At 61.7% G+C, this 15,146-nt stretch carries 8 protein-coding genes and 1 tRNA gene; 4 read left to right on the top strand and 5 right to left on the bottom strand.

Annotation, left to right across the window (positions count from 1 at the left end; genetic code table 11):
* Both ACK5L9_RS08800 and ACK5L9_RS08795 read left to right on the top strand, forming a co-directional pair.
* Positions 1–317 (top strand): DsbA family protein (locus ACK5L9_RS08800; protein WP_416911090.1); only part of this gene is annotated, 317 nt, incomplete at its 5' end.
* Entirely contained in the window at positions 314–1,090 is a 777-nt protein-coding gene (locus ACK5L9_RS08795) for an alpha/beta fold hydrolase (protein WP_416911089.1), read from the top strand. The genes ACK5L9_RS08800 and ACK5L9_RS08795, both read left to right, overlap by 4 nt.
* Here the strand turns inward: ACK5L9_RS08795 and ACK5L9_RS08790 are convergent, their stop codons facing one another.
* Together ACK5L9_RS08790 and uraH are read right to left on the bottom strand one after the other, a co-directional pair.
* Positions 1,091–2,347, bottom strand: a complete 1,257-nt coding sequence (locus ACK5L9_RS08790; protein WP_416911088.1) for a urate hydroxylase PuuD — start codon at positions 2,345–2,347, stop codon at positions 1,091–1,093. It abuts the gene before it with no gap.
* A gap of 3 nt (positions 2,348–2,350) precedes the next feature.
* The gene (gene uraH, locus ACK5L9_RS08785; protein ID WP_416911087.1) at positions 2,351–2,704 is read right to left on the bottom strand and encodes a hydroxyisourate hydrolase; all 354 of its coding nucleotides are present in this window, start codon (positions 2,702–2,704) and stop codon (positions 2,351–2,353) included.
* 193 nt (positions 2,705–2,897) lie between these two features.
* Here uraH and ACK5L9_RS08780 point away from each other — a divergent pair, with 193 nt between their 5' ends.
* Entirely contained in the window at positions 2,898–3,689 is a 792-nt protein-coding gene (locus ACK5L9_RS08780) for an IclR family transcriptional regulator (protein ID WP_416911086.1), read from the top strand.
* Here the strand turns inward: ACK5L9_RS08780 and ACK5L9_RS08775 are convergent.
* Positions 3,686–4,870 carry an NAD(P)/FAD-dependent oxidoreductase gene (locus ACK5L9_RS08775; protein WP_416911085.1) on the bottom strand — a complete coding sequence of 395 codons (1,185 nt, stop codon included), beginning with the start codon at positions 4,868–4,870 and terminating at the stop codon, positions 3,686–3,688. The two genes, ACK5L9_RS08780 and ACK5L9_RS08775, sit on opposite strands and share 4 nt — an antisense overlap.
* A gap of 94 nt (positions 4,871–4,964) precedes the next feature.
* On the opposite strand from ACK5L9_RS08775, the gene ACK5L9_RS08770 reads away from it, so the two are divergent.
* A tRNA-Gln gene (locus tag ACK5L9_RS08770) sits at positions 4,965–5,039 on the top strand.
* A 487-nt stretch (positions 5,040–5,526) separates the two neighbouring features.
* Here the strand turns inward: ACK5L9_RS08770 and ACK5L9_RS08765 are convergent.
* Both ACK5L9_RS08765 and ACK5L9_RS08760 read right to left on the bottom strand, forming a co-directional pair.
* On the bottom strand, positions 5,527–6,105 hold the full coding sequence (locus tag ACK5L9_RS08765; protein ID WP_416911084.1) for a hypothetical protein: 579 nt from the start codon (positions 6,103–6,105) through the stop codon (positions 5,527–5,529).
* Between the two features lie 27 nt (positions 6,106–6,132).
* Positions 6,133–15,021: a Calx-beta domain-containing protein gene (locus ACK5L9_RS08760; protein ID WP_416911083.1), complete on the bottom strand. Its 8,889-nt coding sequence runs from the start codon at positions 15,019–15,021 to the stop codon at positions 6,133–6,135.
* Between the last annotated feature and the right edge of the window lie 125 nt (positions 15,022–15,146).

The raw sequence follows: 15,146 nt of genomic DNA, 5'->3' as shown, positions 1-15,146 counted from the left end.
CGATCATCGCCGCACAGCAGGCGGAGGGCGGCGATCCGGGCGGGCTGGTGCAAGGCTTTCTGCGCGCCTGCTGGGCCGAACAACGCGACATCAGCGACGATACCGTCATCCGCGACATTCTGGGCGCGCATGGCTTTGATCCGGATCTGGCCGACAAGGGGCTGTTCGTCGGCGCCGAGACATATGGTCGCAACCTGGAACAGGCGGTCGAAGCCGGGGCTTTCGGCGCGCCCTTCTATATCGTGCGCGAAACGGGTCAGCGGTTCTGGGGACAGGATCGGCTGGACTTTCTCGACCGGCACCTGGCCTCGGCATGAGCGGGGTGCACATGCGCCACTGGTCCGGCAATCCCGACCGTCCGGGGCTGGCGTTGCATTGTATGCTGGCCAGCGGCAGTTACTGGGCCGGCATCGCCGGACGGCTGGACGGGCGGATCGACCTGCGGGCCTTTGACCTGCCCGGCCATGGCCACAGCGACGACTGGACCCCGGCGCCCGATGGCCCCGATTATCACACCGCCGTCACCCGCATCGCCGCCAGTTTCATCGACCGGCCCGTCGATCTGATCGGGCACAGCCTTGGCGGCACCGTGGCGCTGCGCCTTGCCGTCGCCGCGCCCGAGGCCATCCGCAGCCTGACCCTGATCGAGCCGGTCCTGTTCGCCGCCGCCCGCGACGACGAACAGCGTGCGCTGCACGAACAGATGGGTGAACTGATCGCCGCCGGGCACAGCGATCAGGCGGCGCGGGTCTTTATGGCGATCTGGGGCGCTCAGGGCTATGATGACCTGCCGCCCCGGATGCAGCGGCATATGCGCGACAGGATTGGCCTGATCGCCGAAAATTCACCCGCCCTGTCCGATGACCGCGCCAATATCCTGCGCCCCGGCGGGCTGGAGGCGATCACGGCACCGGTGCTGATCATCTCGGGTCAGGATTCGCCGCCCGTGGTTCACGCCATCGCCGAGGCGCTGGCCGCCCGCTTGCCCGATGTCGGTCGCGCCAGTGTACCCGGCGCGCGGCACATGCTGCCGATAACCCATGCCGATCAGGTGGCGGGGCTGATTGCGGTCAATCTGGACCGCGCCTGATCAGCGGTTCAACGCCAGATCAGCCCCGCCCGCGCCACGATACCAGCGGATGATCCGCGCACGCTCGTCCGGTTCCATGAAACTGACATTGGCGGGGGGCATGGCATCTGTCAGGCCCGATTGCAGGTAAATTTGCCGCGCCTCGCGGGCGATATCGGTCGGCGTCTCAAGGAACACCCCCTTCGGCGCGTGATAGACCCCCTCGTATCCCGGCTCGCGCGCATGGCACATGGAACAGCGGCCCATGACGATATCGGCAACCTGATCAAAGCCCTGCGCCTCGGCGAAATGCTGTTCAAAGGGCGACAGGCTGCGGGCCTCGGCCTCGTCCTGCGTGCCCTGGTTCAGCCCTAGCGAACTGATCCACATGATCATGATGAACAGGATCGCAGTCACCGCCCATGTCCACCACAACCGCCCCTTGCGGGCATGCATGGTGTTGAAGAAATGCCGGATCGTGACCCCCATCAGAAAGATCAGCGCGGCGATCAGCCAGTTATACCTGCTGGCGAAAGCCAGAGGAAAATGGTTGGACAGCATCAGAAAGACAACCGGCAGCGTCAGATAGTTGTTATGTGTCGAACGCAGCTTGGCGATTTTTCCATAGACCGGATCGGGCGCGCGTCCGGCGGTCAGATCAGCCACGACGATGCGCTGGTTCGGCATGATCACCAGAAACACATTCGCGGTCATGATGGTTGCTGTAAACGCTCCCAGATGCAGCAGCGCGGCGCGCCCGGTGAAGATCTGGTCATAGCCCCAGCCCATCGCCACCAGCGCCACGAACAGCAGCAGCATCAGCGTGGTCGGCCTGTCGCCAAGGCGCGATTTGCACAACGCATCATAGATCAGCCACCCTACCGCCAGCGACCCGGCCGAGATCAGCACCGCCTGCCATACCGCCAGATCCGCCTTGGCCGGGTCGATCAGGAACAGATGCGCCCCCGCCCAGTAGGTGACGGCCAGCAGCGCCGCCCCCGACAGCCAGGTCGAATAGCTTTCCCATTTGAACCAGGTCAGATGCTGCGGCATGCGCTCGGGCGCGACCAGGTATTTCTGGATATGGTAGAAGCCGCCGCCATGAACCTGCCATTCCTCTCCGTGCACGCCCCTTGGCAGGCCCGGCCGCTTTTCCAGCCCCAGATCCAGCGCGATGAAATAGAAGGACGACCCGATCCAGGCGATTGCGGTGATGACGTGCAACCAGCGGATCGCAAAGACCAGCCATTCCCAGATGACGATATGGTCGGGAATCATCGCTCAGCTTCCCCGATAGGTGGAAAAGCCGAAGGGCGAGACCAGCAGCGGCACGTGATAATGATCCTGCCGCGACATGCCGAAACGGATGGGGATCACATCCAGAAAGCGCGGCGATTCGGTGGGGATGCCGGTCGCGTCCATCCAGTCGCCCGCGTGAAATTCCAGCTCATAACTGCCGGTGGCAAATTCCTCGGGGGGCAGGATCTGGCGGTCGGTCCGGCCATCGGCATTGGTGCGCAGCCGCGCAAGCTGGACCCGCTGGCCCTTTTGAAGGCGGAACAGGACGATCTCCATTCCCTCGGCAGGTTTTCCGCGCGCGGTGTCCAGCACATGCGTCGTCAGATAGCCTTGCATCCTTGCCTCCGGTTCTCGCTATTACATGGAACATTCAGCTTGCACCGCTCTGCGTGCGGTGTCCATCGCCGCAGGTGATTTCCGCGATGGCCGGTTTCTGCCGGAATTTTTTTGCCGAACAGTCGGTTGCAATTTTCCCCTTGCCGGACCCCGCGTTCCTTCGCATGACAGGGCGTCACCAGGCACGAGGTAGATGATGGCCGAACCCACCCGCCGACGCGGCCGCCCGCGCAGCGCCCCCGAATCTCCGGGCACGGTTCAGGTTCTGGACCGCGCACTTGAGATCATGCATCTGCTGGCGGCGCATCGTGGCCTGACCCTGTCCGAGATCGCCGACCAGACCGGCCAGCCGCCTTCGACCGTGCATCGGATGCTGGCCACGCTGGCCGCGCATGAGATGGCCGAACGCGATGAGGCCACGCAGGCCTGGGGCATCGGCCCCGCCAGCTTTCGCCTCGGCACGGCCTTCCTGCAACGCGCCGGAATCGTCGAACGCGCGACCCCGATCCTGCGCGCGCTGATGCGCCACACGACCGAGACCGCCAATCTGGGGATCGCAGGCGGCGAAGAAGCGCTGCTGGTCGCGCAGGTCGAAAGCGGACAGACCATCCGCGCCAGCTTTCCGCCCGGCGCGCGGCTGCCGCTGCATGCTTCGGGTATCGGCAAGGCGCTGCTGGCATTCGGCCAGCCCGACCGCCTGCCCGCACCGCAAACGGACCGGCTGACCGACAACACCCTGACCACGGAACAGGCGCTGCGGGACGACATGGCCCGCACCCGCGCCCGCGGCTTTTCCCTTGATAACGAAGAACAGACCCGCGGCCTGATCTGCATCGCCGCGCCCGTCCTTGACGCCACCGGCGCGGTGATCGCCGCCATCGGCATCAGCGCGCCCAGCCAGCGCGTCGGGCATGAACATGTGAAAACCCTTGGCGCTGCGGTCATTGCGGCGGCCTCCGATCTCAGCCGCGCGATGGGCGGTTAAGACGACCGCAGCGCCCGCCCCGCCGCATCGCCCGAAGCCCAGGCCCATTGAAAATTATACCCACCCAGCCAGCCAGTCACATCGACGCATTCGCCGATGAAATACAGCCCCGGCACGCCCCGCGCCTGCATTGTCGCAGCATCCAGATCGCGCGTATCCACCCCGCCAAGCGTCACCTCGGCGGTGCGATAGCCCTCGGTCCCGACCGGGCGCAGACGCCAGCGGTTGATGCGCTGACCCAGCCCTTCCAGCACCCTGTTCGGCTGATCCGCCAGCCGCGCCTGCGCCAGCCCCGCCTCAGCCGCCAGGGATTGCGCCAGCCGCTCGGGCAGGTGCCGCGCCAGCGCCGAGGCCACAAGGACGCGCCCTGCCGCCTGACGTGCCTCTTTCAGCGTCGAGGCCATCTCGGTGCCGGGTGCCAGGTCGATCTCCAGTTCCTCGCCCGCCTGCCAGTAATTCGAGATTTGCAGGATCGCGGGCCCGCTCAGCCCGCGATGGGTGAACAGCAGCGCATCGCGGAAATCGCCCTTGCCATGCCGGACCCGCGCCTCGACCGAAATCCCGGCCAATGGCCGACACAATGCCAGATCCTGTTCGGCGAAGGTCAGCGGCACCAGCCCGGCCCGCGTCGCGGTCACGCGAAGGCCAAAGCTTTCGGCGATGTCATAGCCGATGCCGGTCGCACCCATCTTCGGGATCGACCTGCCCCCCGTCGCAACCACCACGCGCGCGGCCTGCAACGGCCCGCGACCGGTTTCGGCGACAAAGCCCCCCTCCTCGCGCCGCACCGCCGTCACCGGCGTCTCAAGCCATAATTCGGCCCCGCGCATCCGATTCAACAGCATATCGACAATCGCCGTCGCCTTGCCATCGCAGAACAACTGCCCCTGCGTCTTTTCATGCCAGGCAATCCCGTCCCGATCGACCAGGGCCACGAAATCCGCAGGCCGGAACCGCGCCAGAGCCGAGGCGGCGAAACGCGGGTTCCCCGACAGGAACCGCTCGTGCCCGCTGGCCAGATTGGTAAAGTTGCACCGCCCCCCGCCCGAGATGCGGATCTTCTCGCCCGGATGGCGGGCATGATCCAGCACGACCACCCGCTTTCCCTGCGCCAGCGCCGTGCCCGCACAGAACATTCCTGCCGCCCCGGCCCCAAGAATTGCGATATCCACCTGCTTCATGCGGCGCTCCTACATGCCCCGCAAGATGCGGGCAAGTTTCTTCAAATTTCGGCTTGCACCCCCTGTCACACTTGGATATTCACCCCCGCACAGTTGGGGCGTAGCCAAGTGGTAAGGCAGCGGTTTTTGGTACCGTGTACCGTAGGTTCGAATCCTACCGCCCCAGCCATAAATCCTGAAATTCCCGCGCGTTCAGACGCTTTCCCGGTTTCGGGAGAAGGTGACACGATGTCACCATTGTGACATGGGAAAACGCCGCCGCCACCGGACATCAGCGGTTGCAGCGCGTCAGCGGAAATGCGTCAGGGCAATCGGCTGCAGCCTCCGGGGCTGGTTTTGTGTGTTGGTATAGCTGACGGAAGCCAGTCTGATCGTCAAATTGGCACAGCATCAGCGTAAAATCAAAGGATCATAGCCTGACAGAATAGCAAAACAACGCGATCATTTCGAACGCGTTTGGCTATATGCGGCAGCCATTCGTCGCCCTGTGCGACGGTTTTTCGTCAAAGCTTGAGGCTGGCCCTGATCAGATCAAGGGATAGGTGGCTAATTGTTGTCTTTCTGGCAGGGCCACGCGCGAAGCGCGCGTCCGGCCGGGCGGCAGCGAGCGGGTCGGGCTTTGCCCGACCCGCCCCCCCTTTTCCTCCTGCGCAATATCAGCCGGTTGTGTTACGGCGGCGCAGCCATGGCAGCAGGGCAAAGGCACCCGCAATCAGGGGCAGGGTTGCGGGCAGCGGGATCACGGTGGCGGGGTCGCGTTGCGCGGCAAGGACTTGCAGGTTGCCGGGGGCAAACACTACGCCATCGACCAGGAACGAGGTCATGCCCCCGTTGTCCAGATCACCGGTAAAGATTGCGATGGCGTGGCTGATCAATGTCGGCGCGCTGGTCAGGTCAACCAGCATCGAAAAGCTGTCAAGCCCCGCGCCGCCATCCTCGGCCAGATCGAACTGCGCGATCGTGCCGGACCAGGTTTCGGCACCGATGCCGAACATAAAGCCCCCGCCGCCCGTCAGCCCCTGCGGCAGGACGATATCGACGAACACATCAGGGTCGCTGCCATCGTCGATGATGGCCAGCCCCAGCAAGGCCGGATCGTAATCCAGCGTCGCGTCGATGTTCAGCAACTCGTTCCCGGTGCTGCTGAAGCCGGGAAAGGTCGCGGCTTCGGCAGTAACGCCGATTGCGGACAGCAACCCCGTCGCGATGACGCCCGCGATCAAACCATTTTTCATGTCACTACTCCTTTTCACAAGCGAGAATCATACCGCCCACATATCCCCGAAAATGATCGACAACCCGTCGGAGACATCGCCGGTGATGGTCAGCACATCCTTGTCGGGGCCATAGGCAAAGCGGATCATCGTGCTGTTGCCGCGCAGGCTTGACAGATCGACATCCTCAAAGGTGATGCCGCTCAGGCTGTCGCCTACGGACCAGTCGGCGATGCGCGTGCTGTCGGCGGTGCCATTCGAGATATTGGCCGTGAAGACGAACACGTCATCGCCACCGCCTCCGATCCCGACATCACCAAAGCCGCCTGCAAAGTCTATTTCGTCGGCCCCGTCAGTACCCTTCAGGATGTCGCGCCCGGAGGTACCCTGGATCAGGTTGGGCCCTTCCGCCGACCCTTCGCCAAGGATGGTCAGAACCGCCATGCCCGGAATGCTGTCCGTGCCATCCAGGATCTGATAGCTGACCATGACATCAAGGCTTTCGTCATCGTTCAGATCGTCGAACTGGCCGGGATCAAGGCTCAGCACACCCGCCGCAGACACGGTTCCGCTGACCATGCGGTCATCGGCACCGAAAATACTGACATCCGCAACCGTCAGCGCATCGCCGTCGATGTCGCTGGCGGTGGATAACAAGTCAACCGTGATGGTGTCGGCTTCACCGAAGCTTGCCGCGATGTCCATAGTTTCGGGCAGGTCGTTTACCGGATTGACCGTAACATTCACCGTCGCCGTGCTGGTCTGCACCCCATCGGTGATCGTGTAGGTAAAGCTGTCTTCGCCGTGGAAATCGGCATCCGGCACATAGATCAGGCTGTCATCATCCCCGCCAATGACGCTGCCATGCGCGCCCTGGCCAAAGGCCGCGACTGCCAGATCGTCGCCGTCGCTGTCCGTATCGTTGGCCAGAACGGAAATGGTAACGCTGTCATCCTCGTCCACGGCGACAGTGTCACCCGTCGCGACGGGCGCGTGATTGTCAACCGCCACGGCCGGCGCGATCACCGAGATGCCGGCGCTGGCCGTGTCGATGCCGCCATTGCCATCGCTGATCGTATATTCAAACTGCTCGGTCACGACCGTGCCGGGCGCAAGCGCATCGGCCCGCGCATCGGGAACATAGGCAATCTGTCCGTCCGCCGCGATGGTCAGCGTGCCGTAAGTCAGCAGCTTTTCCGCCGATCCCCCGGTCAGCACCACCCCGTCCAGCGCGATGACCGACAATGTGTCGTTATCGGCGTCGCTGTCGGGTGCATCCGGGTTCGGGGCCAGAACATTACCGGCAAGTGTGGTGTCGGTCTGGACCGAGAAGCTGTCATCCACGGCATCGGGGGCGAAATCGTCGGTCAGGATGGTCGTGCGCGCACTGGACGCGCCGACAAGGCCCTGACTGACCCCGGTGATCCGGACGATCAGGGTTTCATCCTGTTCCGTCCGCAGGTCGCCCAGAACCGACAGATCAAGCAATGCCTCGGCAGAGCCTTCGGCGATCACGATGCTGCCCGACAGAACGGCGTCACCGGAAAGGTCGTCGGCATCCGCCGTTCCCGCCAGCGTATAGGCGATGGTGATCGCCGTTTCGGTGTCGCCGGTCCGGTAGAACCGGAACTGCGCCGCGCTGGCACCCGCATCGCCCTCGGTCAGTTCGGTCGTCACCGCCGCGACATGACTGGTCATCTGGTCGTCATCCTCGACGGCGACGGTCAGCGTCTCGACCGGTTCGGCGGCAAGGCCAGTCGCCCCGGTCACAAAGCTGGGATCGCCGGTGAAGATATAGTCGAGGATCGCCGCCTCGCGCAGGATCGGATCGGTCAAGCCGACCGCATCCGCCGCCGCCTCGGCCCGCGCCAACAGATCGGCGGGCACGTCGTCAAGGCTGATGACAGCGGCCGGAAATTCCGGATCGTAGTAATCCGCCGTCGTCACACCATCGGCATAGGTGAACAACGATGCCTTGTCCGAACCTTCGGCCTCCGACGCATCCAGACGCCAGCTTGCTGCGAAATCGCCGTAAAGCTGGTCGAAATCCGGCTCGGTTCCCAGTTCGGTTCCGTCGCGCAGCGCGATGTCATTGGCGATCGAGCCATCGGCATTGCCCATCAACCCGCGAACGCCGCCGACCCGGTCTTCGGCCAGGAACACACAGACATTCATATAGCCTTCGGCCATGCCGACCATAAGCTGTTCGTTGCTGTCGTTCAGGACGATGACATATTTGCTCATGCCGTCCTCCTGCATCAGGAAGACATCGCTTGTCTCGTCGCCATCAATGTCGATGGCGCCCAGGGCCGGATCGATGACCGTGGGGACACCATCAATCAGCAACGGAGAATCGCTCAGGGCGTCAAGTTCAACCACATGGCCATTCACCTGAACCGCCGCGCGGGTCGTGACCGACACCAGATCAGAACCGGGCGCAGGTTCAAAGCGGACCTGCACCTGGAACGGATCGCGCGCGTCAGGCATGGATTCGACCAGAATATATTCACCCACCGCCATGAAGTCATAGGTCAGCCCGTCCAGCGTGACGATATGGGGATCGCCAAAGACATCTGCCTCGACCCCAGGCGGAATGATCGGCGGGCGACCATCGTCATTCAGGATCCTGGTCACGACCACGCCGCTGCGGATCTCGTAGCTGCGCAGATCGGACGAGGTCAGCCCGGTGATCGTCAGGCTGAAATTCTCGTGCGGTTCGATGAACCGATCGCCCTGTATGCCGATCAGGACCGTCTTGCTGCTTTCGCCCGCAGCAAAGGACAGGCTGCCGCTGCCCGGAATGCTGACGGTCACGTCCTGACTGTCCGCCGTCCCGGAAAGCGCATAATCGACCTTCAGCGCGTCCGTCAGGTCGCCCGTCCGGGTAAAGGTAAAGGGAACGGGCTGCGTACCGGAATTGCCTTCGGTGAAACTGCCGCCGCCGGACACGCTGATGCTGGGTGCCAGATCATCGTTATAGATATAGGCTCGGGTGCTGACTTGTGACAACTGGGTCGCCCTGCCATCCTCTGCGGTCGGATCGCTGAGGGTGAACTGCACCAACTCGGCGTTCTCGATCTCGGAATCGGCGATCGGAACAAGCGTGATCGACTTGCTGGTCTCGCCCTCGGCAAAGCTGATCGTGCCGCTTTGGGGCAGACCGCCCCGCACATCGTCAGCGCTGGCATAACCGGCCATATTCCCCAACAACGAATATTCGACGGTGGCGGCGGTCGCGGTGTGGCCGCTGCGCGTGACCACGAAGGTCAGAACGCCGGTATCCTCATAGCCCGAAATGCCATAGGCCGAGAAGACAACAGGGAAATCGTCATTGTTGATATAAGCCATGCGAGAGGCGCCGATACCCGTGATTTCCCGGTCGCTGGTCGTCGAAGCGTTGTCGATGGTCAGCGACAGGCCTTCGCTATTCTCGATATCGTCATCCTCGACCGTGTTGACCGCCAGATATTTATGCGTCTCGCCCGCCGCGAACGTGACCTGCCCGCTTTGCGGCAGTCCGCCGGTCACATCGTCGCTTGACGCCGGATCCCGCCCGGCACCGGCAAAGCTGTAATCCACAGTGACCTCGGTATTCGTCGCGCCCGTGCGGGTCAGGACATAGGTCATCGCATCGCCTTCATTGGCATTGTAGCCGTTGACGCCAAGGTCGATGTTGTAGTCGTCGTTCAGGATGCTTCCGATGCTGGACCAGCTTTGCAGATCAATCCCGTGGCTGGTCGTCGTCGTTGCGCCGGTCAGGGTCAACGACACATTTTCGCTGCCTTCGACCAGATTGTCCGAAACGATGCCAAGCGAAATCACCTTGCTTGTTTCGCCTGCGGCGAAATACACGCTGCCGCCTTGCGGCAACCCGCCGGTCACATCATCCGCGCTGGCCGGGTTCCAGCCTGCGCCGTCGAACTGATAGCTAACCGTGACATCGGCGTTATATTCGCCCGAGCGGGTCAGCAGAAAGCGCAGGGCTCCGCTATCCTCATAGGCATACGTATTCGCGACGCGCAGAACGATATTGAAATCGTTGTCATAGACATAGCCCCAGCCGTCGCCGCCAGTGACCTCGGCCTGTTTGCCATCCGCCGCCGCCGGATTGGAAAGGTTCAGCCGCGCATTTTCGGTGCCCTCGACGATGCTGTCATCGACGGTGCCGAAATTGAGGTACTTGACGCTTTCGCCCGCCGCGAAGCTCAGCTTTCCGCTTTGCGGGATGCCACCGGTTATGTCACCAGACTCGACCGAACCACCGTCCAGAACCCAGTCCACGCTGGCCGCGACATCTGTTCGGCCGCTGCGATAGACCGCGTAGCCCAGGCTGCCGCCCTCGTCGGTTCTGGCAGACGAAGTCCAGAACCGCACCGGATGATCGTCGTTCACGATCTGCAGATAGGCGGGGAAGGTCTGGCGGATCACCACAGCGCCATCGTCCGCATCCGCGCCCGACAGATAGCTGTCGGTCAGCGTGACCTGAAGGTATTCGTTCTGTTCGATAATGTCATCGGCAACCGGATGCAGGGTAATGACCTTGCTGGTCTCGCCCGCAGCAAAGGTCACGCTGCCGGTCACGGGCAGGGTTTCACTCACATCGTCATCCGAGACGTCATAGGATTCGGCCCGGTATTCGACCGTCACCTCGACATCAGTGCGCCCCGAGCGGGTGATGAAGGCGCGAAGCTGGCCGTCATCCTCGTTTCTCGCCTCGCCCGAGACCGAAATCTCGACATTGCGATCCTCGCTGACGATGCGGACATAGGATGGACCTGTCTGGCGAACGATGGTAACGTCCTCGTCGCTGCGCGCGTCGGTCAGCGTCACCTCAAGAAATTCGTCGGCCTCGACAAGATCGTCGTCGATGGGGGTGATCTGGATGGTCTTGACCGTCTCGCCCGCCGCAAAGCTGACTGTCCCGGTCATCGGCACGGCTTCCTGCACATCCGCTTGGCTTGCGGCACTGGCATAGGCCCCGGCCGAGATCTGATAGTCGGCATCCACAGCCGCCGAGGTGTCACCCGACCGGCGGATCGTCACGGTGATCGGGCCGCCGGTTTCGGAACCCGATACCGTGTCCACCGACAGTTCTACATTCAAATCGTCGTTGATGATCCCTGCATAGGCGCTGCGGCCTTCGCCCGTAACTGGAACCCCGCCTGCATTGATATCGGTGATGCGCATGCCCAGATATTCGTTGCTTTCGGCAATCGCATCGTCGGCGATGTCGAGGCTGATCCGCTTGACCGTCTCGCCCGCCGCGAATGTAACCACGCCGCCTGCCGGGAAGCCGTTGACGAAATCACTTGCCTCGGGCTGGTTCTGGTACTGAAAGAACTCATAGGTGGCCTGGGCAGCCACATCGGTGCGGCCCGAACGCGTCAGCGTAAAGACCAGAGGCGCACCGCCGCCCTCGGCGACATTGTTGCCGCTGATCGAAAGATTGACCGGATAATCGTTGTCATAGATAGCGGCGTAACGATATCCGCTTGAAATATTGAAGGTCACATCCTCGACCGTCGAACTGGCACTGGTCAGGCGCCATTGCAGATATTCCGTCCCTTCGACCAGATCGTCATCGGCAATGCCGATAAAAAAGCTTTTGCTCGTCTCGCCTTGCGCGAACTGGACCGTTCCGGTGATCGGCAGCGCACTGTCCAGATCGGCGTCGCTGGCACTTTGAGAGTGGGGGTAAAGCTCAATCGAATAACCGACCGAGAAGGGCGCCATGTTGTTGCCCGAGCGATTGATCGTGAAACCCATCGTGCCATCGCCCTCAATGCCACTTGCACTGCCGGTATAGACACGGATCGGCTGGTCATTGTCGTCAATCGTGCCAATGGCCGAGGCGGTTACGATGGTCGTCAGCCCGGACCCTCCGGTGGCGACGGCGTTCGACAGCGCAAGTTCCAGCGTCTCGCTGTTTTCAGCCATTCTGTCATCAATGATGCCGACCGAAACGGTCTTGACCCGCTCGTCCGCGGCAAAGGTCAGCGTACCCGAAAGCGGAAGCGTGCCGTCGATATCGTCGCTGTTGACCGAACCGCCATCGGGGATCGTCCAGTCAACCGTGACTTGCGAGTTCAGATCGCCAGTGCGGGTCACAGTGAAATCCAGCGTCCCGGCATCTTCGACGACACGTCGGCCCACGACTTGCAACCGGGCAGAATCGTCGTCGTCGTAGATATAGCCATAGGCATGCGAATCCGCGAGAACGGGGGCGCCATAAATGCCATCGCCCTGCGCGTTGGAAAGACGGATTTCCAGATATTCGGCGTCTTCGTCCAAATTGTCATCAACGACACCAAGACTTACGAAAACCTCATCCTCGCCGGGCGCGAATGTCACCGTTCCGGACTGTGGCAGACCGCCGTCCACATCGCCCGAGCTTACGCCGCTATAGCTATAGGCGCTGACCACGTAATCGACGGTGACTTCGGATTGCAGATCGTATTGCCGCGAAACCCGGAACACCAGATCTGTGCCATCGCCCTCGGTCGCGTTCGCCGGAGAGACCGAAACTTTAGACGGCAGATCATCGTTGCGGATCACGCCGATGGCATCGGCACGTCCGATCAGCGCGCCGGTATAGCCATCGGGCACAGTCACCTCGGTCAGACGAACGCGCAGGCCCTCGTCCTGTTCGACATCGATGTCCCCCGTGACGTCGATCTGAATCCACGCGGTATCCTCGCCCTCGACAAAGGTCACGCTGCCGCTTGGCAGGGCATTACCCAGAAAATCGTCGCCATCGGCTGAACCGCCGGAAACCGTATCCAACCCCTCGACCGCATAGGACACGGTGACGCTTTGAGTCAGATCACCGTCGCGCCGGACCTGGAAGGACAGGCTGCTCAGTTCGTCCTGATCACCTTCGTCGCGGCTGAAGCTGTCGGTGTGCATCCAGACCTTGATGGGAGCCCGTCCCGTATCCACATCGACATCAACATTCTCAAGGTTGATAATATTGTCGTCGGTGCCGTCGGCCTTGTCCGCTGCCTCAAGTGCGTCGGTCCCGCCATGAACGAGAAATGCCCTCCCGGCCACATATTCGTATCCTGCGCTATATTGCGTGACATCGCTGCCGATTACAAAATCGGCAAAGCCGTCGCCATTCACATCGCCGGCAGGGTTCAGCCACTGCGTAAAGTTGGTCTGATCGTCGCTGATTCGTGAAAAGTCGCTGTGAGGTTCGATGCCGTGGAACAGATAGCCATTCCCATCCAGCCCGTCGGCATCCTCGGACAAGTCCAGATCAACCTGTGCGTCACCGGCATCGCGCCCGAACACCACATAGGCCAGCAACCCAAGCGAATCGGCAAAGGCATCATCGACCGTGCCGCTGTGTCCCCGTGCGGCAATCAGCAGGTCGTCCTGTCCGTCGCCATCCACGTCACCGGCCTGGACCGCCACCTGACCGAATTCTGACACCAAGCGGCCCGACCAACCTTCGGTGTCATCATCCCAGAGCTGCTGGCTGCTGTCCCAGATCCGCATGTCCGCCGTGTCGGGTGTGATCGACGTCGGCATGCCGTCACTGTCGGAAACGCCGTCTTCATCGCCAAACACGACCATGACCAGTCCGTTGAGCGGCTCGAACATGTCCTCTGCCGGGCCCCAGTTGGAAAGGCTGGGATGACCCAGCGCGACGTCGTCAAACCCGTCGCCGTTGAAATCGCCTGCGCCGGTCAGATGCCGGACCGGCACGCCAACCCATCCCTGGCCTTCCCAGTAAGGCGAATAGTAAGTGGTGCTAGACGACGAATCGCTGACGCTGCCAACCCAGTTCACCTGCTGGACATTGCCCGAAGCGCTGTCGGAATCCACCATGACGGTTTCCGGGCTGTCGGAATCGTCGCCAAAGATGATTACCTCGGTCGTCTGGACCTCGGTGGATTGTTCGATGCGCCAGTGGTAGGCGTCATCGCCATACCCCGTTTCCGAGTAATCGGCTTGCGTTTCGGACGTGGACTTGGTCGTCCGGACGTGCAGATCATCAAAACCGTCGCCATTGATATCACCGATGGCGGTCAGTTCCGTCGCAATTGTCGTCGAAATTTCCGTCGAAATTTCGGAATCGGATTCGCCATATCCGTACTCGCGATAGCGTCCTGCGCCATGTTCGCCGTCGCCGCCCAGAATCGTAAAGCCGTTCGTGCCGTCCAGATCGTTGACATCGAAACCGCCGATCGAATCCAGCCCGTCATCGCCCAGAATCACATATCCAAGCACCGGCCGGTCATCGTCCGACAACGCAGATGCGAACAAGGATTCGCCATAGTACCAACCCTCGGCCGCAGTCAGCATGAAATCGTTCAGGCCGTCATTATTGATATCGCCGGCGGCTTCGACCTCGGTCAGCAGGCCGCGCAGGCCACCGATACTAAAGCCCTCATCGTCGGAAAGATCGGCAAGGTCGATATGCGCTGGCCGCGCGTCATCGGTCCCGAACACGATATACAGCGCGGTTCCCACGTAATAGCCATCGCCATAGCGGTGCCCGCTGTTTCCGGAGATGGCGAAATCGGCCAGCCCGTCGCCGTTCACATCGCCCAGTGCCGCCGCATTGCTGCCCCAGTTTTGCCAAGTGGTCTCATAATCAGTGACTGGATCCCTGGTGCTATAAACTCCTTCGCCGACGTAGTTGCTGCTGCCGATGGAAAACCCGTTGGTGCCATCCAGATCAGCCAGATCAAATGTCGCGGGTCCATCTGCCGTCCCGAAGACGACATAGCTGACACCCCGCCCCCTCGATTGCACATCATTCCCATCGTCGTCGATTCGGGTGAAATCGTTAGCAGCATATGGCGATGTAACCAGATAGTCTGAAAACCCGTCACCGTTGAAATCATCTATAGTTGTTACAACTTTTGAGAATCGTTGCCACGAGTCCAGATCAGAGTTGAAAATCGCCTGACCGCCATAGTCACCCATTATAATTCTCCTAAGAATCAAAATGTTATAACCGGTCTTACCAACCGGTTTAAAATTGGAGCTATCGGAGTCTTGCCATTGTCGGTAAATCAGGTCAATACAGAATAAACATTTTTGTATTTGTA

Origin of the sequence: Paracoccus sp. (in: a-proteobacteria), from assembly GCF_047973135.1 — a bacterium.
GTDB lineage: Bacteria > Pseudomonadota > Alphaproteobacteria > Rhodobacterales > Rhodobacteraceae > Paracoccus.
The sequence above is the reverse complement of the archived record's forward strand: the minus strand, read 5'-3'. Positions and strand labels throughout refer to the sequence as shown.